Raw genomic sequence first — 17,869 nt, forward strand, 5'->3', positions numbered from 1 at the left:
ACGTCGGCGAAACCGTACTTGGAGACCAGCATGATCAACGCTGAGGCGAAGCCGACCAGCGTGTGTGTGCGCAGTCCGGCGCTCTTCTGCCGGATCTCACGCTCCAGCCCGATCAGGGCGGACAACAGCAGGGCTAGGGCCAGTTCGCCTATCTGGACCCATCCCTGGCCCGTGAGTCCTCCTGCGGCGCTCGCCAATTCCACTCACGCCTGTATCCCCACATACGCCCCATTAACACCTTCGATCGACAGTTAGGTGGATATCACCGCCGAGCCGTGCTGGGCTCGTCCCGGCCTCCGCGGGCGTGTGCCGCACCCTCAGAAACGCGAGGAAGCGCCGGGCCCCGAAATTGTCCTAGCCCTCCGCCATGATGGCCCCTCTCGTACCCGCGCACGCGATCTCGAAGGAGCCGTCTTGCCCGCCAACGAAACCGCCGAATGGTCCGATCTCAGGTGGAATGCCTGGGACGACCTCGTCCTTGTCCGCGCCAGGCTCGACGCCGGGGCCGACCCGAACGAGGGGGCCCACACCTTCCTGCGACCGCTGCACGCGGCGGCTGAGTTCGGTTCACCGGAGGTGGTCGCCGAGTTGGCCGGCCGGGTCGATGACGTGGACGCGGAGTGCGAGGGCCGTACCGCGCTCTGGGAGGCGGTCTTCCACGACCGGCCGGACAACGTCACTGCCCTGGTCGCCGCCGGGGCGGACCCGTGGCGGCCCATGATGGGCGGCTGGTCGCCCGGCCGGCTCAGTCTGGCGGGCCCCACGCCCGGCCTGTTCTTCCCGTTCCCCCGGGGTCATGCCCGTCTGACGGAGGCCGAGAGCGCCGCCGTCGTGGAGGCCGACCGCCTGACCGGCGTGCTGGGCGGGTTCGGCTACGACGGTTACAGCCTCGCGTGCGTACGCGGTGTCAGCGCCGACGAGGCGGCACGGCGCTTAGCCGCCGAACCCGCCGACGAGGAGCAGCTGGAAGAGATCATGGAGGACCCGTTCGACGAGGAGGCCATGCGGTTCATCGGCCTCGCCGACGTGCCCGGCGGCTGCGTCGTCAGCCAGCAGTCCGGCTACATGGCCTCCACTCCCGGCGTCATGAAGGCGCTGTCGGCGGGCACGGTCGCCTACGGCATGTTCGCCAGCCCCAAGAGCGGCAACCAGGGCTGCGCCTACCGCGACGGCGAGGTCGTCGCCAGGGACACCCACCCGGGAGGCAGCCGCGTGCCCGGCGACGACCCGGCCGAGGAGGTCCTGCTCAAATACCTGTACGTGGGCTACGCCGTGGCCTACTGCTATGCCGGCGCGGGCCTGCGACCGGCCGACGACCACTCGTTCGTCGCCCCGGACACGCACGTACGACTGCCGGAAGGCGACTACTGGCACTGACCGGCCCAGCGGACAGCGGCTCGCCGGTACGGGTCAGCCGCCCAGATCGGACAGGTCGAGCACGAAGCGGTAGCGGACGTCGTTGCGCTGGAGACGGTCGAGCGCCTCGTTGACCCGTTTCGAGGCGACGAGTTCGATGTCGGCGGTGATGCCGTGCCGGGCGCAGAAGTCCAGCATGGCGGCCGTCGCCGGGAGGCCGCCGCTGCCCGCCGAGCTGAGCTTCTTACGTCCGGCGAGCAGGTCGAACATCTCCACGGTGACCTGTCCGAGGTGGCCGACGTGGCTGAGCGTCCCGTCCATGGCGACCAGCCGCAGATACGGGCCGAGGTCGTGCGGGACGGCGATGGTGTCGATGATGACGTCGAACCGGTCCCTGGCCGCGGCCATCTGCTCCGGATCCGTGGAGACGACGAGGTCGTGGGCGCCGAGCCGGCGGGCGTCGCCGGCCTTGTCCGCGGACCGGCTGATCACCGTGGTGACGGCGCCCAGCGCCACGGCGAACTTGACCGCGAGATGGCCCAGCCCGCCCAGCCCCGCCACGGCCACGCGGGTGCCGGGGCCCACGCCGAGGCTGTGCAGCGGCTCCCACACGGTGATCCCGGCGCAGAGCAGCGGCGCGGTAGCGGCGGGGTCGAGGCCGGTGGGCAGGGGGTGGGCGAATCGCTCGCGGACGACGTACTCGCGGGAGTAGCCCCCCAGGGTCGTCGATCCGTCGTGGCGGTCGGTGCCGCCGTAGGTCAGGGTCGGGAACTCGTGGCAGAAGTTCTCCTGGCCGGCCTCGCACATGGCGCACACGCCGCAGGAGTCGACGATGTTGCCGACCGCGACCTTGTCACCCACGGCGAAGCGGGTCACCTCGGGCCCGGCCTCGGTCACCTCGCCGGTGAACTCGTGGCCGGGCACCACAGACGCGCTTCTCTCGCCGTCGCGCAGGGAGTGCAGGTCGGTGTGGCAGACGCCGCAGTAGTCCACGCGTACGGCGAGGTCGTCGGGACGCAGGTCGCGCCGCTCAAGAGTCACCTGCCGCAACGTCGCCGCGCGGCCGTCCGCTCGCCATCCTGTGGTGGCTCTCATGTCAAGCTCCTCTATAAACAGACTGTTCGGTTTATTCAACCGTAGCCACCTCTCGGCCCCTAAAGCAAACCGACTGTTCTGTTTGGTAGTCTGACCGGCATGGCCGATCAGCCGCTGACCTCCCGTGGCGCCGCGACGCGCAAGCGCATCCTCGACGTCGCGACCCAGGAGTTCGCCGAGCACGGGATCGCCGGGGCGCGCGTCGAGCGCATCGTGGCCGCCGCGCGCACCAACAAGGCGCAGCTCTACGCCTACTTCGGCAGCAAGGAAGGGCTGTTCGACGCCATCTTCTTCGGCTCGCTCGAGCGGATCGTGAACGTCGTCCCGATCGACGCCACCGACCTGTCCGACTGGGCCGTGCGGCTCTACGACGAATATCTCCGCCGCCCCGACCTCATCCGGCTGGCCACCTGGGCCCGCCTGGAGCGCCGCCCGGCCGGCACCCTCGTCGAGGAGCACCAGCGCATGGACGACACCAAGTTGCGGGCGATCGCCGAGTCGCAGGCGGCCGGCATCGTGCGGCCTGGCGATCCGTTCGACGTGATGGCCATGGTCATCGCGATGTCCATGGCCTGGTCGCCGGTCAGCAACGTCTACGCCGCGACCGCCGACGAGGCTCCTGAGCTGCACGAGCAGCGCCGCGCCCTGCTCCGCGAGAGCGTCAGGCGCGCCGTGATGACCGGCTGAGAGTTTCCTCCTGTCGCCGGCGATCTGCCGCTGTCCGTACACATGATCGTCGCCGGCGATCTGCCGCTGTCCGTACACATGATCGCCATTCGTCCGGTCCAGGCTGCTGTCCTGAGCCCTATGAGTCGCGCCTGTTCAGCAGTTTGGGCAGGGCCGCCAGCGTGGCCGCGCCCGCGCCGCCGCCGCTGAGCAGGGCGCCCGGCCATTCCGCGCCGCCGGCCAGGACGAGCGCGCAGGTGATCGCGGCGATCATGAACGCCAGGGTGAGCGTGAGCAGTTGGTGCGTGGTGAACATCGTTCCTCTTCCTTCAGGTGAGGTCTTCGGCCCAGAAGTCGATGAGCTCTTCGGGGGTGAGGTCGTCAGGGCGTGCGGCGGGCGGGGTTCGTCCCGTCGCGAGCACCCAGGTCGTCAAGAGCGTCACCAGCAGGTGCTCGTCCGCGGGGCAGGGAGCGTCGGCGCAGTACGCGATGCTTGACGGGCGGGCCGTGAGTAACGCCATGGGACGATGGCCTCCCGAAGAGCGGTGATGAATGCGGCCAACCCTGCATCGCCGTGAAGGTCGCCGACCAGCCGTCCAAACGTGCTCGGACGGAGCCGGACAAGGCCGAAAACGAACCGCCAGCACGCAAATTTCCGATGTCGTCCGACTTCATCCGGATTTATCCGGAAACGGGGCCAGCGATTGGGGTAAAAACCCAGGCGGCTCGCCGGATCGAGGGCCGGAGCTGCTCTTGGGGCAGATGAGATGCCGGCGATCTGGAGTGGCCACAACGACCGGACGAGATGGAATCTGTGAACATTCGTAGATTGCGAGACTATTTCTGGAAACATGGCGGCATCGGATCTCCTTTCGACGCCACCAAGGACGATGACTGACATTCCTCGGGCAGGAGCCCATTTCGCCTTCATAGCCGCGCTCATCGAGCTGCGGGAATCGGCCGGCCAGCCGAGTTATTCAGAGATGCACCGGTTGTCACGCACGCCGGACATCCCCAAGGAGCTGCCTCCGAGCACCCTCAACGACATCCTCAACGGCAAGCGGGAACGCCTGCCCGACTGGAAGCTGGTCGCCTCCTTCGTGATGGTCTGTCATCGCCACGCCGAGCAGACCGGCCTGCCCACGTACGCGCTCGGCACCGTGGAGCAGTGGCAGACCCACTGGCGCATCGCCAGGAACAGGCCCCACGCCACCGGCTCGTACGATCTCTTCACGACGCCCGCCGACGAGGCCGAGCGGCGTACCACCAGAACCGCCGCGCTCCTGGTCCGCAGGTCGGCCGAGGGCGACGTCGAGGCCGCCTACCGACTGGCGATCATCAATGTGCTGACCGACGAGCCCGCGGCGGCCCACTACTGGATCCACATCGCGGTCGAGCACCGTCATCCCGGCGCCCAGGCCCTCGCACTCCATCCGCACCAGCTCGAGTTCGCCGCGAACGTGTCCTTCTCCTATGGGCGCGCCTACGAGCAGGAGGGGCCGGCCAAGCGCGACCTCGCCAGGTTCTACTACCGGCTCGCCGCCGAGCGTGGCCACCCGCGCGCCGCCGAACGCCTCCGGGTGCTGCGTGCCGTCCCGTTCGGCAAGCTGCTCCCCGCGCCCGTCGCCACCGAAGACCCGGCCCGGAGCTGAATGATCCCAGCGCCCCGTACTTCTTTTACCTGTGAAAGTTTCAGGGGTACAGGCACCAGACCACGGGCGGCCACCGCAGGTGGGAGCAGCGAGCAGGGTCGCGGAACCGAACGTGATCTTCATGCCCCTTCACCGTTCTCCGGCAGGTCTATAGCGTTTGGCACCCCCCAACCGCCTGCTTCGAGGTAGGTCATGAAGAGAAAGCTCCTCGCCTTGTGCGTCGCCGTGCTCGCGGCCGTCGCGTCGGTCCTGGTGGTGTACCTCCAGCCCGCATCCGCCGCCGCCGGCCTGCGCGTCAGCGGCACGAAGATCGTTGAGGCGAACGGCCAGGAATTCATCATGCGGGGCGTCAATCACCCCCACGTCTGGTACACCGGCCAGACCAGCTCGTTCGCCAACATCAAGGCCACCGGCGCCAACACCGTGCGCGTGGTGCTGGGCAGCGGCAAGCGGTGGGGCCCGTCCAACGACGTGGCCAACGTCATCTCCCTGTGCAAGCAGAACCGGCTGATCTGCGTACTGGAGGTGCACGACACCACCGGGTACGGCGAGGAAGGCGCCGCCGCCTCGCTCGACGAGGCGGTCAACTACTGGATCACCCAGAAGAGCGCCCTGGTCGGCCAGGAGAACTACGTCGTGATCAACATCGGCAACGAGCCGATCGGCAACACCAACGCCGCCCAGTGGACCGACGCCACCGCGAACGCGATCAAGAAGATGCGCGGCAACGGCTTCGAGCACCTGCTCATGGTGGACGCGCCCAACTGGGGCCAGGACTGGCAGTACGTCATGCGCGACAACGGCCAGACGATCCTCAACGCCGACACCCAGCACAACACGGTGTTGTCGATCCACATGTACGCCGTCTTCAACACCGCGGCGAGCATCGTGGACTACCTCAACCGGTTCAGGACCAACGGATGGCCGCTGGTCATCGGCGAGTTCGGCTGGCGGTTCAGCTCCGGCGAGGTGGACGACGAGACGATCGCGGCCGAGGCGCGGTCGCGGGGCCTGGGCTACATCGCGTGGTCGTGGAGCGGCAACACCGACCCGATCCTGGACATGGCGCTCAACTTCGACCCGAACCAGCTCAGCACCTGGGGCAAGAGGATCGTCGACGGCCCCAACGGCATCAGGGCGACCGGCAAGGAGGCCACGATCTTCGGCGGCCCCACGCCCACCATCACGCCGACCGTCACCCCGACGGTCACGCCGACGGTCACGCCGACGCCACCCACCGGCGCGTGCTCGGCCACCTACAAGGTGAGCGGTCAGTGGGGCGGCGGGTTCCAGGGCGACGTCCGGGTCACCGCGGGCAACGCGGCGATCAAGAGCTGGACCGTGACGTGGGCCTTCGCCAACGGCCAGGCCGTCACCAACGTCTGGAACGCCACGATCAGCAGCAGCGGGCCGAACGTGACCGCCCGCAACGTGGGCTACAACGGCAACCTCGGCGCCGGGGCGAGCACGACCTTCGGGTTCCTCGGGTCGTGGAACGGCAGTAACAACGTGCCCACGCTGTCCTGTACCGCGAGCTGACGACCGGAGGCTCACCCATCGGGTACGGAGGAAGACCGAAAACCCGGGGCGTCGTACTCAACCGCATCAGGGCGGCGCGCACGATCAGCCGGATCGAGCTCGCCGCCAGCTCCGGAGTGACCCCGGCGACCATCACGCACGTGGTCCGTGAGCTCATGGACCACGGGCTGGTCGTCGAGGCCGGGCGCGGCGCTTCGACCGGCGGCAAGCCACGGACGCTGCTGCGGCTCAACCCGGGCGGACGATACGCGGTGGGCGTCCTGTTCGAGCGCAACCTGTGCGTCGTCGTCATGGTGGACCTGACCGGCCGGCAGGTCGCGCGGACCTCGTTCCCCGGCACGTCGCTGCTGCCGCCCGAGGAGGCCCTCTCGCAGGTGGCCGCGCGGGTGGAGGACCTGATCGGCGCCGCCGGAGTGGAGCGGGACAAGGTGCTCGGGGTCGGGCTGGTGACCTACGGACCGCAGGACCGGCAGGCAGGCGTGCTGCTGACCCACCAGCCGACCGCCGACTGGTACGAGTACCCGGTCGCGCCCCGCCTGTCGGAGCTCCTGGGCCTGCCGGTGCTGCTCGACAACGACGCGGCGGCCGCGGCCATTGGCGAGTACTGGCTGGGGGCGACGCGGTCGAACACCTTCGCCTGCGTGTACATGGCCAGCGGGATCGGCGGGGGCGTCGTCCTGGACGGCGAGGTGTACCGGGGTGCCTCCTCCAACGGCGTCGAGATCGGCCACGTCACCGTCGACCTCGACGGAGGCCCGTGCGACTGCGGCAACTACGGCTGCCTGGCGAACTACGCGGACCCCCATGCGATGATCAAGCAGGCGGTGGCGACGCCGAGCCTCGGCCGCCTGCGGCTCGATCCCGCCGACCCTGACGTCATGACCGGTTTCGGGCGGATCGCGAGCGCGGCCGGCGCCGGGGACCCGGCCGCGCGTGCCCTCGTCGAGCGCTCCGCCCGTCATCTGGGCACCGCCGCCGTGACCATGATGAGCCTGTTCGACCTCGACCTGATCGTGCTCGCCGGGCCCAGCCTGGCCGCGGCGGGCCCGATCTACCAGTCGGTGGTCGAGGAGGAGGTGCGGCGGCGTACGTTCGCCCGCAGGGCGCATCCGGTGCGGGTGGTCACCTCGGTCAGCGGGTCGGACGCGGCGGCGATCGGTGGCGCCGTCCTCATGTTGCAGAGCGAGCTGACCTTCCTGGACCTGGACGTGCCGGGCTGAAGATTTCTTCGCGCGTGATGTCGATCCGCTCCCCCTCCGCTCGACGCGTCAGTGAGAGCACGACAACACATAGGAGATCTGATGAGCACCGTGGTGATGCACAACGTCGTATCGGTGGACGGCTTCATCGCCGACGCGAACGACGAGGTCGGCCCGCTGTTCGACTGGTACACCAACGGCGACACCGAACTCGCCGGGGGCATGAAGGCCTCGAAGGTCTCGGTCGAGTACGTCAGGCCGGTGTGGGACGGCATCGGCTGCATGGTGATCGGGCGCCACCTGTTCGACATGACCAACGGCTGGGAGGCCAGGCCGTCGGCGGGCGAGCACGTGGTCGTGGTGTCGCACCGGCCCAAGCCCGACGGCTGGCACCCCGAGGCGTCCTACCACTTCGTCGGCGACGTGACCCAGGCGATCGCCAAGGCCAGGGAACTCGCGGGAGATCGCAACGTGGCCGTGGCGGCGGGCGAGGTCGGCGGCCAGGCCTTCGCCCTCGGCCTGGTGGACGAGGTGGCGATGGACGTCGTGCCCGTGGTCTTCGGCTCCGGCAAGCGCTACTTCGGCTCGGCCGACGTCCAGCACCTGCTCGAAGACCCGCACGTGGTGATCCAGGGCGACCGGGTGCTGCACCTGCTCTATCGCGTCCGCCGCTAGCCCATGCGAATGTGCCCCCGGGTTCCGGAGGCACATTCGCGTTCGGCTAGGCCGCCACACGCTCTTCGACCCGCTCACCACGCTCCTGGACGGGAACCAGCCGGGCGCCGAGAGCACGGGCGGCGATCACCATCGCCGCCGCGGCCAGCACGATGTCCTTGAAGATGTACTGCGCCTCCAGCGTCGGCGCGCCGGGGAACAGGTCGGTGAAGAAGAGCACGTACGGTGCGAAGAACCCGCCCAGCGCGCCGGCCATCACCACCAGCCCGGTCTTCAGCAGCCTGCCGGTCACCAGCGTAAGGCCGATGAAGACCTCCATGCCGGCCACCACGAACTGGGCCGCGTATCCCGACAACATCCCCAGCGACAGCTTCTCCAGCGTGGCCACCGACAGCGCCTCCGCCGGGCTGACCCCTGGAAAGAACTTGAGCGTGCCGAAGGCCACGAAGACCAGCCCGAGGCTGACGCGCAGGATGTCGATGCTGTGCCGGGCCAGCCAGCCGGCCAGTCTTGAGATCATGGTGGTCATTTCGTACTCCCTGGTCGATGCCGTTTCGTCTTCGTTCAGAGTCGCGAAATCGGCGGCCGGGAACGTCCGGCTGAGGGAGACACTTTGCCTACGCCGTCGTATGTACGCCGGGGTAAGCGCATACCGCCACAGGCTTCAGGGATTCGCCCTAGGGGATGGAGAACCGCCACGTCAGAGGCTTCAGAGCGAGGTCCTGCGGCTGGGGTGGTGGTCCCTGGTGTCGTAGTCGAGACGGGCCTGCTCGACCTTGTCCAGGTTGACCGACCACTCGGAGAGCGCCGCGAACAGCGGGGCCAGGCTTCGTCCCAGGTCGCTGATCTCGTACTCCACCCGCGGCGGGACCTCGGGATGGTAGGTGCGCACGACGAGCCCGTCGCGTTCCAGCCGCCGCAGCCGTTCGGTCAGCACCTTCGGGGTGATGGTGGTGATGCGGCGTTCCAGCTCCACGAACCGATGCCGGCCGTATTCGTTGAGCACCCAGAGGATGGGAGTGGTCCAGCGGCTGAAGACGACGTCGACCACCGGAGTGATCGGGCACGCCAGCTCCGGGGCGACGTCGGTGGTTGTGTCGTTGATCACAATCAGCCCTTCTTCCCATTACTTTCCTCTAGGTACCTACTATCACAGCCCTAGTAGCTTCCACTCATCGACGACTGGGAGTGAACAATGATTGTGGTAACGGGATCCACGGGCAACGTCGGACAGCCGCTCGTGCGTGCGCTGGTCGCGGCCGGCGAAGAGGTGACCGGGGTGTCGCGGGGAGTCTCGCCGCAGCCGGCCGGGGTGCGTCACCATCAGGCCGACCTGGCCCGGCCGGAAAGCCTCAGGCCCGCCCTTCGCGGAGCCGAGGCGTTGTTCCTGCTGACCTCCGCCGACTTCATGGCGAACGGCGATCTCGGCGAGGTTCTGAGTGTCGTGCGGGAGGCCGGCGTACGGCGGGTGGTGTTGCTGTCCTCCCAGGGCGTGGGCACGCGACGCCATCCCTCGGACCTGGAGGACGCCGTCAAGCGGTCGGGGCTGGACTGGACGATGGTGCGGCCGGGCAACTTCGCATCCAACGCCTTCCAATGGGCCGATTCCGTCCGTACCGAACGGGTGGTCTCGGCGCCGTTCGGCGACGTCGCGCTGGCGGCCGTGGACCCGGCCGACATCGCCGAGGTCGCCGCCGTGGCGCTGCGCGAGCCGGGCCACGAGGGCGGCGTCTACACGCTGACAGGACCGGTGCCGATCTCACCCCGGGAGCAGGCCGCGGCGATCGGGGACGTCCTGGGCGAGCCGGTGCGGTTCGTCGAGCTGAGCCGCGCGGAGGCGCGGAGCCGGATGCTGACCTACATGCCCGAGCTGGTCGTGGAGGCCACCCTCGGCGTCCTCGGCTCACCGTCGGCCGAAGAGCAGCAGGTGAGCCCCGACGTGGAGCGGGTTCTCGGCCGTCCGGCCCGTCCTTTCGCCGAGTGGGTGGAGCGCAACGTCGCGGCCTTCAAATAGGCCCGCGTTGTCACAGATCGGTACCCTGTTCTGTCTGTCTGACGGACCGTATGTTCGCGGAGCGACAGGAGCATGAACCTTGCCATCACCCGGCACCACGATCCGGATCCGGGTCCGGATGAGCGCTCGTGCCATCGACGAGCCGCACCGCGCGTCGAGCCAGCTTGAGCTGCTGTTCGACCTCACCTTCGTGGTCGCGGTCGCGGCCGTCACCGCGCAGCTCGCGCACGGCATCGCCGAGGGTCACGGCCTGGCCGGGCTGGTGCCGTTCCTGCAGGTGTTCTTCGCGATCTGGTGGGCGTGGATGAACTTCACGTGGTTCGCCTCGTCCTACGACACCGACGACGTCCCCTACCGGCTGCTGACCATGGTGCAGATGGCCGGCGTTCTGGTCCTCGCCGCCGGAGTGCCCGCCGCGGCCGCTCACTCCGACTACGGGATCATCACGCTCGGCTATCTCATCATGAGGGTCGGGCTCGTCGCCCAATGGGTGCGGGCCGGTCTCGAAGACCCGGAGGGCCGCCGTACCGCGCTGCGCTACGCGGCCGGCATCAGCGTCCTGCAGGTGGGCTGGCTGCTCCGGCTTCTCCTCGCGGACACGGGCTTTCTGCCGCCGGCCGCCCAGGTGCCGTCCTTCGCCGCCCTGGTCGTCCTGGAGCTCCTGGTGCCGCGGTGGGCGGAGCGGGTCAGGGCCACCAACTGGCACCCGCACCACATCGCCGAGCGTTACGGGCTGTTCACGATCATTCTGCTCGGTGAGAGCGTGCTGGCCGCGAGCAGAGGGGTGGAAGGAGCGCTCGAAACGGGCGAGGTCAGCGGGCCCTTCCTCGTCATCGCCGGCTCCGGTCTCGTCCTGCTGTTCGCCCTGTGGTGGTTGTACTTCCTCGGCCCGGCGGGAGAAGGGCTCAGTGACCGCCGTCATCGGTCGTACCTGTGGGGGTACGGCCATTACGGCATCTTCGCGGCACTGGCGGGCCTCGGCGCCGGGCTAGAGGTGGCGGTGGAGCAGAGCGGGCACCACGTCGCGGCGTCGCCGACGGCGCTCGGGTACGCGATCGCCATCCCGGTCGGCGTGTACCTCGCCCTGCTGTGGACCGTGCACGTGCTGGTCATCGCCGAGCCCCTCATCTTCCCCGCCGGGGTCCTGAGCTGCGTCGCCGTCGTCCTGTCGCTGCCGCTCGCGGCACCCTGGATCGGCGTGGCCGCGGTGGTCGCGGCGATCGCGGCCATCTGCGTCCTGCTGCTCGTCGTCACGATCTGGAGCGCGACCGCCGGTTCACGATCGTGAGCCCTGGACGGACTTGGTCTCCAGATACTCCTCGAGGCCGTGCCGGCCGAACTCGCGACCGTTGCCCAGCACCCCCAGGTCGGCCTGCTCGAACTGCACTGCCAGACGCTGATCGACCCCGACCAGTCCCAGATGCTCGTCGTCTGCACCGCGTCATCGGGCGACGAGAGCGCCGGCAAACCGCGTCTGCAGTCCGTCATCGGTGAGCAACTCATCTAGTTGTCACAAATCACGCCGCTGCCTGGTCCTGCTTCTTGAATTGTTTTCGTCGGAGCGGTCAAAGGAGCACCATGCACTCTTCGGAGCGGCGGATCGCCACGTCGGTCCTGGTCATCGGCACGGGAGGGGCCGGGCTGCGGGCCGCCATCGAGCTCGCCGAGCGCGGGGTCGGCGTCCTGGCCGTGGGCAAACGGCCGAAGGCGGACGCGCACACCTCGCTCGCCGCGGGCGGCATCAACGCGGCGCTCGCCACGATGGACCCCGAGGACACCTGGCAGCAGCACGCCGCGGACACCCTGAAGGAGAGCTACCTGCTCGCCAACCCGGAGACGGTGCGCATCGTCACCGAGGGGGCCGCGCGGGGCATCGACGATCTCCAGCGTTACGGCATGCCGTTCGCCCGGGAGCAGGACGGGCGCATCTCGCAGCGGTTCTTCGGCGCCCACACCTACCGGCGCACCGCGTACGCGGGGGACTACACCGGGCTAGAGATCCAGCGCACCCTGATCAACCGGGCGGCGCAACTCGACGTGCCCATCCTCGACAGCGTGTACATCACGCGTCTCCTGGTCCGCGACAACGCGGTCTACGGCGCGTACGGGTTCGACGTCACCGACGGCAGCCGCTACGTCATCCATGCCGACGCGGTGATCCTTGCCGCCGGCGGTCACACGCGGATCTGGCGGCGCACGTCCTCCCGCAGGGACGAGAACACCGGCGACTCCTTCCGCCTCGCCGTCCTCGCGGGTTGCCGCATCCGTGATCCCGAGCTGGTGCAGTTCCACCCGTCCGGTCTCATCTCACCCGAGAACGCGGCCGGCACGCTCGTCTCCGAAGCGGCGCGGGGCGAGGGCGGGATCCTGCGTAACCAGCTCGGCGAGCGGTTCATGTCCCGGTACGACCCGGAGCGCATGGAACTGTCCACGCGGGACCGCGTCGCGCTGGCCGCGTACACGGAGATCAAGGAAGGCCGCGGGACCCCGGACGGCGGCGTCTGGCTGGACGTGTCGCATCTGCCGCGCGAGACGATCATGACGCGGTTGCCCCGCGTCTACCAGACGCTCCTCGAACTGCAGATGCTCGACATCACCAAGCAGCCGATCGAGATCGCGCCGACCGCGCACTACTCGATGGGCGGCGTCTGGGTACGCCCCGAGGACCACGGCACGGGCGTGGACGGCCTGTACGCGATCGGGGAGGCGGCCAGCGGGCTGCACGGCGCCAACCGCCTCGGCGGCAACTCGCTCATCGAGCTCCTGGTCTTCGGCCGCATCGTCGGGCAGGCGGCGGCCGAGCACTCCGCGGGCCTCGAAGCCCAGCGCCGCTCGGCCGAGGCGCTCGGCGCGGCACGGGCGGAGGTGGACGACCTCCTGGCCGCCGACGGCCCCGAGAACGTGCGGTCACTGCAGCGGACCCTGCGCGACATCATGACGGAGCACGCCGGCGTGGTACGCGACGAGAGCGGCCTGCTGAAGGGCGTGGCCGAACTCACCGCGCTGGAGGCGCGCATCGGCGACGTCGGTGTGCACCCGGACATCGCCGGTTTCCAGGACCTGGCGCACGCCTTCGACCTGAAGTCCGCGGCGCTGGCCGCCCGCGCCACGATCGAGACCGCGCTGGAACGCCGGGAGACCCGCGGCTGCCACAACCGCTCCGACTACCCCGAGCTCGACCCGGCGCTGCGGGTCAACTTCGTGTGGTCCGGTCCCGGATCGGTGGAGAGGGAGGACATCCCGCCGATTCCCGCCGAGATCGCGGCGCTCATGCGCGAGGTCTCGAGCGCCGGAAAGCTCGTCGAGTAGCGATCATGAAAGGACAGTCACGATGAGGCAGCCGCGGGCTCGGCGAGGTCGGCGGCCTGCTGCTCGGCGCCCACCACCGCCACGAGCTCAACGCGCTGATGCACGGCTCGGTCAGCCAGAGCGTCCTGCACCACGCCGCCTGCCCGGTGGCGGTCATCCAGGTCCTGCGGTAGGTCGCCGGTTCATCGTCGCAGGTCAATGGGTATGTCCCGGATCGTGCGTCATGGCTTCTTCGCGGCCTGAGAAGAATTTCGCGGCAGTTGTCACAAGCTCGGGCACTGCCTTGTCTTAGCTAGCGACCGGGTTGCGAGAGATGCCCCCCGGCGAACAGAAGGGGATCACCATGAAGATCGTCGTCATCGGCGGAACCGGCCTGATCGGCTCGAAGGTCGTGACGAAGCTGGGCGAGCACGGTCACGAGGCCGTGGCGGCGTCGCCGAACACCGGCGTCAACACCCTCACCGGCGAGGGCCTGGCCGAGGTGCTGACGGGCGCGCAGGTGGTCGTCGACGTGTCGAACTCGCCGTCCTTCGAGCCCGCCGCGGTGCTGAACTTCTTCGAGACCTCCACCGGCAACCTGCTCGCCGCCGAGGCGGCGGCCGGCGTCGGCCACCACGTCGCGCTCTCGATCGTGGGCACGGAGCTGATGCCGGAGAACGGCTACTTCCGCGCGAAGATCGCCCAGGAGCAGCTGATCGAGAAGTCGGGAATCCCGTTCTCCCTCGTGCACGCGACCCAGTTCTACGAGTTCGTCCGGGCCATCGCCGACGAGGCCACGGACGGCAACGAGGTCCGGATCGCGCCCGTGCGCTTCCAGCCCATCGCGGGCGAGGAGGTCTCGCAGAACGTCGGCCGGGTCGCGGCGGGCAAGCCGCTGAACGGCAGGATCGAGATCGCCGGGCCCGACCAGTACCAGATGGATGAGTTCTTCCGCCAGGCGCTGACCGGCCTGGGCGACCCGCGCGTGGTGGTCACCGACCCCAACGCCCTCTACTTCGGCACCACGCCGGGCGAGCGGACGCTGGTTCCCGGTGACGGCGCGACGCTCGGGACGATCCACTACCGCGACTGGGCAGCCGCCCAGAACGCCGCAGGAAGGTAGATCCCATGACCGGCAAGCCGAGATCCGACGCATGGAAGACGGCGCTGACCGTGGTGCAGGAGGCCGAGCCGCCGTACATCCCGGAGGGGGCGCACGCGACGACCTTGGTCATCGAGTACCCGCCCGGCGACCCGGGGGCGCCGCCGCACCGGCACTTCGGCCCCGCCTTCGGCTACGTCCTGGAAGGCGAGATGTTGCTGGAGCTGGAGGGCGAGCCGGAGCGGATCGTCCGCGCCGGTGAGGCGTTCTGGGAGCCCGGCGGAGACGTCATCCACTACCAGGACGGCAATGCCCGCGACGACGTGCGCCTCCGTTTCACCGTCACCATGCTGTGCGAACCCGGCAAGCCGATGCTCGTCCTGGTGGACGAGGAAGAACTCGCCCAGCGCGAGGACCGCCGGGCCCCGCGCCCGTCCTGAGCGAGGATCGACCCCATTGCCTGCGGGCCGACGCAAGAGTCTGCGACCGAACAGGAGTTGTGTGGTGACCGCGGTGGCGATGGTCGCTGAGTTCGACGACGTCGCGGGCTGGACCGCCGACGCCGTCGAACAACTCGGGGAACGGCACGCCATCCCCGCCACCTGCCGCGGCAGCGCGAGTCCGGCCGCGCTGGCCTGGCTGGCCGAGGCGTGCGAGTTGTCCCCGGGGATCAGCCTGCTGGACGTGGGCGCCGGCGCCGGCGGGCCGTCCGCCTGGGCCGCCGAGCGGTTCGGGGTCCGGCCGATCCTGCTGGAACCGATGCCGGCCGCGGGCCGCGCCGCCGCCCGCCTGTTCGGGCTGCCGATCCTCGCGGCGGACGGCCGGCGGATCCCGCTCCGTACGGGGTCGGTCGACGCCGCCTGGTGCCTGGGGATGTTGTGCACCGTCCAGGACAAGGCGGCGGTGCTGGAGGAGATCCACCGGGTGCTGAAGCCCGATGCCTCCCTGGGGCTCCTGGTGCTCCTCGCCCATGGCCCGCAGACTCATCCGGCCCCCGAAGGCAGCTACTTCCCCACCGAGCGAGAGCTCTCCGTGCTGCTCGACGACACCGGGTTCGAGCTTCTTGAGCAGATCGACCAGCCCGGCGAGGCCCCGCTGTCGTGGTCGCGACGTGCCGAGCAGGTGGCGGCGTTCGTCGCGACCCGCCACCGGACCGACCCCGCCTACACGCTGGCGGCTCATCAGGGTGAGCGCTTCACCCACCTGTTCGCCTCCGGCCAGATCGCCGTACGGCTGATCCACGCGATCAGCCGATCTGCCGGACATCCACTGAAGCCACGTATGGAGGAAAGATGAGCGCTCAGAACGGCGAGGACGAGGTCCTGTACGAGCTCAAGGTCGAGATCGAGGTCGAACTGGCCGAGGCCGAGGCGAGCCGTCCTGAGGAGGAGCTGGAACTGCCGGTCGCCGACTGGCTGTTCGACCCGACGGACGTCGAGCGCGAGGAGATCGGCCTGCGGGGTCTGCGCGACGCGGTCGAGGCGCTGGAGGACGACTCGCGACCGGGCGGTCACGTTGCCTGAGACGCGGATCGACACCCTCGACAGCCTGCGCGAGCACCTGCAGTGGGCGGTCGAGCTGGAGCACGCGACCCTGCCGCCGTACCTGTGCGCGTTGTACTCGCTGGACCCGGAGCGGAACCCGGCGGCCGTCGAGGTGGTGGGCAGCGTCTTCGCCGAGGAGATGCTGCACCTGGCGCTGGCCGCGAACCTGCTCAACGCCGTCGGCGGCCGGCCACGGCTGGACACACCGGAGATGTTGCCGCCACACCCCCGGCGGCTCCCCCACGGCTCCCTGGAACTGTCGCTGGTGCCCTTCGGCGCGGAGGCGCTCGACATGTTCCTGCGGATCGAGCAGCCGGCGCCGCCCAGCGCTCCGCCGGAGGGCGACGACTACGAGACGATCGGGCAGTTCTACGCCGCGATCGAGCAGGGACTGCGTCACCTGTGCGACCGGCTCGGCGAGCAGGCGGTCTTCGGCGGCGACCCGGCCCGCCAGGTGAGCGCCACCCACTTCCGGCACACCGCCGGGCGGCTGATCGCGGTGGACGGCCTGAAGTCCGCGCTGGCCGCGCTGGAGGAGATCGTCGAGCAGGGCGAGGGTACGGCGCGCGGCGAGGTCTGGGACGGCGACCAGGACATCTTCCACCCGGAACGGGACGAGGTCGCCCACTACTACCGCTTCCAGGAGCTCAAGATCGGCCGGCGGTACCGGCGGGGCGACACCCCGCAGTCCGGGCCCACCGGCGAGACGATCTGGGTGAATCCGGCCGGTGTTCTGCCGATGACGCGCAACCCGCGTCCGGCCGAACCGGGCAGCGCGGTGCGTACCGCGCAGGAGGAGTTCAACCACACCTACTGCGCCATCCTCCATCTGCTGGAGCAGGCGTTCAACGGCAGCCCGAAGCTGCTCGCGGTCGCCACCGGCACCATGTACGCGCTCAAGGCCCAGGCCAGGGCCCTGATGCGACTGCCCGACGGCGAGGGCACCACGGCGGGCCCTACCTTCGAGTACGTCACACCCGAGCGGCGTCAGTGGAGCGTCGGCGACGGGCAGCGGATCGTCGTCCTGCGTGACGGCCCGTATGTCGTGTACGGCGGCGTACCGCTCCGGCGCAAGCGCAAGATCGTCTCCTCGGCGAACAAGGACGCGCTGACCTGGAAGACGGGCGAGCCTCTGGAGACCGAGGACACCTACGCGCTGTGCCGCTGCGGCCGTTCGGGCTCCAAGCCGTTCTGCGACGGGACCCACGCCGTGATCGGGTTCGACGGCACGGAGGGCGCGGAGATGCGGCCGTACGAGGAGTCGCAGCACGTGCACGACGGGGTGGGCATCTCGGCCCAGCGGGTCGGGGAGCTCTGCGTCCACGCGGCCTTCTGCATCGGCCGCACCAGGCCGATCGCCGCGATGCTCGCCGACACCGAGGACAGCGACGTGCGCTCCGCCGTCATGGGCCGCATCGACCACTGCCCCTCCGGCTCCTACAGTTACGCGCTCGAACGCGGCGGCGAGACGATCGAGGCCGACCTACCGCGGGCCGTCTCGGTGCTGGCGGAGGAGGACGGTCTGGCCAGTGCGCTGTGGGTCACCGGCGGGGTGCCGGTGGTGCGGTCGGACGGCCGGCCGCAGGAGACCCGCAACCGGGTGACGCTGTGCCGCTGCGGCCACTCCGGCAACAAACCGCTGTGCGACGGAACCCACCGGGAGATCGGCTTCCGCGAGGAACCCTCGCCGTGAGCAGGCCTTGTTCCGTTTCCCGCGGGAGCGACTGAGGTAAGTTGAT

At 69.5% G+C, this 17,869-nt stretch carries 22 protein-coding genes; 16 read left to right on the top strand and 6 right to left on the bottom strand.

What is annotated here, in order from left to right:
• Positions 1-203, bottom strand: a 203-nt coding sequence (locus tag ACFPZ3_RS18680) for an MgtC/SapB family protein (RefSeq protein ID WP_379515406.1), incomplete at its 3' end; no start/stop codon positions are given.
• A 211-nt stretch (positions 204-414) separates the two neighbouring features.
• Between ACFPZ3_RS18680 and ACFPZ3_RS18685 the strand changes: the two genes are divergently transcribed.
• Entirely contained in the window at positions 415-1,377 is a 963-nt protein-coding gene (locus ACFPZ3_RS18685; protein WP_379515407.1) for an ankyrin repeat domain-containing protein, read from the top strand.
• Between the two features lie 33 nt (positions 1,378-1,410).
• On the opposite strand, the gene ACFPZ3_RS18690 is transcribed toward ACFPZ3_RS18685, so the two are convergent.
• The gene (locus ACFPZ3_RS18690) at positions 1,411-2,451 is read right to left on the bottom strand and encodes an NAD(P)-dependent alcohol dehydrogenase (RefSeq protein ID WP_379515408.1); all 1,041 of its coding nucleotides are present in this window, start codon (positions 2,449-2,451) and stop codon (positions 1,411-1,413) included.
• 99 nt (positions 2,452-2,550) lie between these two features.
• Here ACFPZ3_RS18690 and ACFPZ3_RS18695 point away from each other — a divergent pair, with 99 nt between their 5' ends.
• Complete coding sequence (locus ACFPZ3_RS18695) at positions 2,551-3,138, top strand: TetR/AcrR family transcriptional regulator (RefSeq protein WP_379515409.1); 588 nt, start codon at positions 2,551-2,553, stop codon at positions 3,136-3,138.
• Positions 3,139-3,256: 118 nt separating this feature from the next.
• Here the strand turns inward: ACFPZ3_RS18695 and ACFPZ3_RS18700 are convergent, their stop codons facing one another.
• Positions 3,257-3,433 carry a hypothetical protein gene (locus tag ACFPZ3_RS18700; RefSeq protein ID WP_379515410.1) on the bottom strand — a complete coding sequence of 59 codons (177 nt, stop codon included), beginning with the start codon at positions 3,431-3,433 and terminating at the stop codon, positions 3,257-3,259.
• A 13-nt stretch (positions 3,434-3,446) separates the two neighbouring features.
• On the bottom strand, positions 3,447-3,638 hold the full coding sequence (locus ACFPZ3_RS18705) for a hypothetical protein (RefSeq protein ID WP_379515411.1): 192 nt from the start codon (positions 3,636-3,638) through the stop codon (positions 3,447-3,449).
• A gap of 369 nt (positions 3,639-4,007) precedes the next feature.
• On the opposite strand from ACFPZ3_RS18705, the gene ACFPZ3_RS18710 reads away from it, so the two are divergent.
• From ACFPZ3_RS18710 to ACFPZ3_RS18725, 4 genes are all read left to right on the top strand, one after another.
• Positions 4,008-4,769, top strand: coding sequence for an SEL1-like repeat protein (locus ACFPZ3_RS18710; RefSeq protein ID WP_379515412.1), 762 nt, complete (start codon positions 4,008-4,010; stop codon positions 4,767-4,769).
• A gap of 192 nt (positions 4,770-4,961) precedes the next feature.
• Positions 4,962-6,308, top strand: coding sequence for a cellulase family glycosylhydrolase (locus ACFPZ3_RS18715; protein WP_379515413.1), 1,347 nt, complete (start codon positions 4,962-4,964; stop codon positions 6,306-6,308).
• 140 nt (positions 6,309-6,448) lie between these two features.
• Entirely contained in the window at positions 6,449-7,528 is a 1,080-nt protein-coding gene (locus ACFPZ3_RS18720; protein ID WP_379515414.1) for an ROK family protein, read from the top strand.
• An 81-nt stretch (positions 7,529-7,609) separates the two neighbouring features.
• Positions 7,610-8,182 carry a dihydrofolate reductase family protein gene (locus ACFPZ3_RS18725; protein ID WP_379515415.1) on the top strand — a complete coding sequence of 191 codons (573 nt, stop codon included), beginning with the start codon at positions 7,610-7,612 and terminating at the stop codon, positions 8,180-8,182.
• A 46-nt stretch (positions 8,183-8,228) separates the two neighbouring features.
• Here the strand turns inward: ACFPZ3_RS18725 and ACFPZ3_RS18730 are convergent, their stop codons facing one another.
• Both ACFPZ3_RS18730 and ACFPZ3_RS18735 read right to left on the bottom strand, forming a co-directional pair.
• Positions 8,229-8,711 carry a DoxX family protein gene (locus tag ACFPZ3_RS18730; RefSeq protein ID WP_379515416.1) on the bottom strand — a complete coding sequence of 161 codons (483 nt, stop codon included), beginning with the start codon at positions 8,709-8,711 and terminating at the stop codon, positions 8,229-8,231.
• Positions 8,712-8,891: 180 nt separating this feature from the next.
• Complete coding sequence (locus ACFPZ3_RS18735) at positions 8,892-9,290, bottom strand: winged helix-turn-helix transcriptional regulator (protein WP_379515417.1); 399 nt, start codon at positions 9,288-9,290, stop codon at positions 8,892-8,894.
• Positions 9,291-9,377: 87 nt separating this feature from the next.
• Between ACFPZ3_RS18735 and ACFPZ3_RS18740 the strand changes: the two genes are divergently transcribed.
• The 10 genes from ACFPZ3_RS18740 (at position 9,378) to ACFPZ3_RS18785 (ending at position 17,823) form a co-directional block, all read left to right on the top strand.
• Positions 9,378-10,196 (top strand): NAD(P)H-binding protein, encoded by an 819-nt coding sequence (locus ACFPZ3_RS18740; protein ID WP_379515418.1) that lies wholly within the window; start codon positions 9,378-9,380, stop codon positions 10,194-10,196.
• 118 nt (positions 10,197-10,314) lie between these two features.
• Positions 10,315-11,484, top strand: a complete 1,170-nt coding sequence (locus tag ACFPZ3_RS18745) for a low temperature requirement protein A (protein ID WP_379515419.1) — start codon at positions 10,315-10,317, stop codon at positions 11,482-11,484.
• 39 nt (positions 11,485-11,523) lie between these two features.
• A complete protein-coding gene (locus ACFPZ3_RS18750; RefSeq protein WP_379515420.1) occupies positions 11,524-11,703 on the top strand; it encodes an MmyB family transcriptional regulator in 180 nt (59 codons plus the stop codon).
• A 71-nt stretch (positions 11,704-11,774) separates the two neighbouring features.
• Entirely contained in the window at positions 11,775-13,505 is a 1,731-nt protein-coding gene (locus ACFPZ3_RS18755; RefSeq protein WP_379515421.1) for an L-aspartate oxidase, read from the top strand.
• Positions 13,506-13,564: 59 nt separating this feature from the next.
• Positions 13,565-13,678: a universal stress protein gene (locus tag ACFPZ3_RS18760; protein ID WP_379515741.1), complete on the top strand. Its 114-nt coding sequence runs from the start codon at positions 13,565-13,567 to the stop codon at positions 13,676-13,678.
• A 170-nt stretch (positions 13,679-13,848) separates the two neighbouring features.
• Positions 13,849-14,607, top strand: coding sequence for an SDR family oxidoreductase (locus ACFPZ3_RS18765; RefSeq protein ID WP_379515422.1), 759 nt, complete (start codon positions 13,849-13,851; stop codon positions 14,605-14,607).
• A 5-nt stretch (positions 14,608-14,612) separates the two neighbouring features.
• Complete coding sequence (locus ACFPZ3_RS18770) at positions 14,613-15,026, top strand: cupin domain-containing protein (protein WP_379515423.1); 414 nt, start codon at positions 14,613-14,615, stop codon at positions 15,024-15,026.
• Positions 15,027-15,090: 64 nt separating this feature from the next.
• A complete protein-coding gene (locus ACFPZ3_RS18775; RefSeq protein WP_379515424.1) occupies positions 15,091-15,882 on the top strand; it encodes a class I SAM-dependent methyltransferase in 792 nt (263 codons plus the stop codon).
• The gene (locus ACFPZ3_RS18780; protein WP_379515425.1) at positions 15,879-16,109 is read left to right on the top strand and encodes a hypothetical protein; all 231 of its coding nucleotides are present in this window, start codon (positions 15,879-15,881) and stop codon (positions 16,107-16,109) included. The genes ACFPZ3_RS18775 and ACFPZ3_RS18780 overlap by 4 nt, the downstream gene beginning before the upstream one ends.
• On the top strand, positions 16,102-17,823 hold the full coding sequence (locus ACFPZ3_RS18785) for a ferritin-like domain-containing protein (protein ID WP_379515426.1): 1,722 nt from the start codon (positions 16,102-16,104) through the stop codon (positions 17,821-17,823). Before ACFPZ3_RS18780 ends, ACFPZ3_RS18785 begins: the two co-directional genes overlap by 8 nt.
• The last annotated feature ends 46 nt before the right edge of the window (positions 17,824-17,869 follow it).

Source organism: Nonomuraea insulae (assembly GCF_042656245.1).

Bases quoted from the DNA above. Each gene is read 5' to 3' on its own strand.
- ACFPZ3_RS18690 (WP_379515408.1), bottom strand. From the start codon at position 2,451: ATGAGAGCCACCACAGGATGGCGAGCGGACGGCCGCGCGGCGACGTTG.
- ACFPZ3_RS18695 (WP_379515409.1), top strand. From the start codon at position 2,551: ATGGCCGATCAGCCGCTGACCTCCCGTGGCGCCGCGACGCGCAAGCGC.
- ACFPZ3_RS18700 (WP_379515410.1), bottom strand. From the start codon at position 3,433: ATGTTCACCACGCACCAACTGCTCACGCTCACCCTGGCGTTCATGATC.
- ACFPZ3_RS18705 (WP_379515411.1), bottom strand. From the start codon at position 3,638: ATGGCGTTACTCACGGCCCGCCCGTCAAGCATCGCGTACTGCGCCGAC.
- ACFPZ3_RS18710 (WP_379515412.1), top strand. From the start codon at position 4,008: ATGACTGACATTCCTCGGGCAGGAGCCCATTTCGCCTTCATAGCCGCG.
- ACFPZ3_RS18715 (WP_379515413.1), top strand. From the start codon at position 4,962: ATGAAGAGAAAGCTCCTCGCCTTGTGCGTCGCCGTGCTCGCGGCCGTC.
- ACFPZ3_RS18725 (WP_379515415.1), top strand. From the start codon at position 7,610: ATGAGCACCGTGGTGATGCACAACGTCGTATCGGTGGACGGCTTCATC.
- ACFPZ3_RS18730 (WP_379515416.1), bottom strand. From the start codon at position 8,711: ATGACCACCATGATCTCAAGACTGGCCGGCTGGCTGGCCCGGCACAGC.
- ACFPZ3_RS18740 (WP_379515418.1), top strand. From the start codon at position 9,378: ATGATTGTGGTAACGGGATCCACGGGCAACGTCGGACAGCCGCTCGTG.
- ACFPZ3_RS18745 (WP_379515419.1), top strand. From the start codon at position 10,315: ATGAGCGCTCGTGCCATCGACGAGCCGCACCGCGCGTCGAGCCAGCTT.
- ACFPZ3_RS18755 (WP_379515421.1), top strand. From the start codon at position 11,775: ATGCACTCTTCGGAGCGGCGGATCGCCACGTCGGTCCTGGTCATCGGC.
- ACFPZ3_RS18765 (WP_379515422.1), top strand. From the start codon at position 13,849: ATGAAGATCGTCGTCATCGGCGGAACCGGCCTGATCGGCTCGAAGGTC.
- ACFPZ3_RS18770 (WP_379515423.1), top strand. From the start codon at position 14,613: ATGACCGGCAAGCCGAGATCCGACGCATGGAAGACGGCGCTGACCGTG.
- ACFPZ3_RS18780 (WP_379515425.1), top strand. From the start codon at position 15,879: ATGAGCGCTCAGAACGGCGAGGACGAGGTCCTGTACGAGCTCAAGGTC.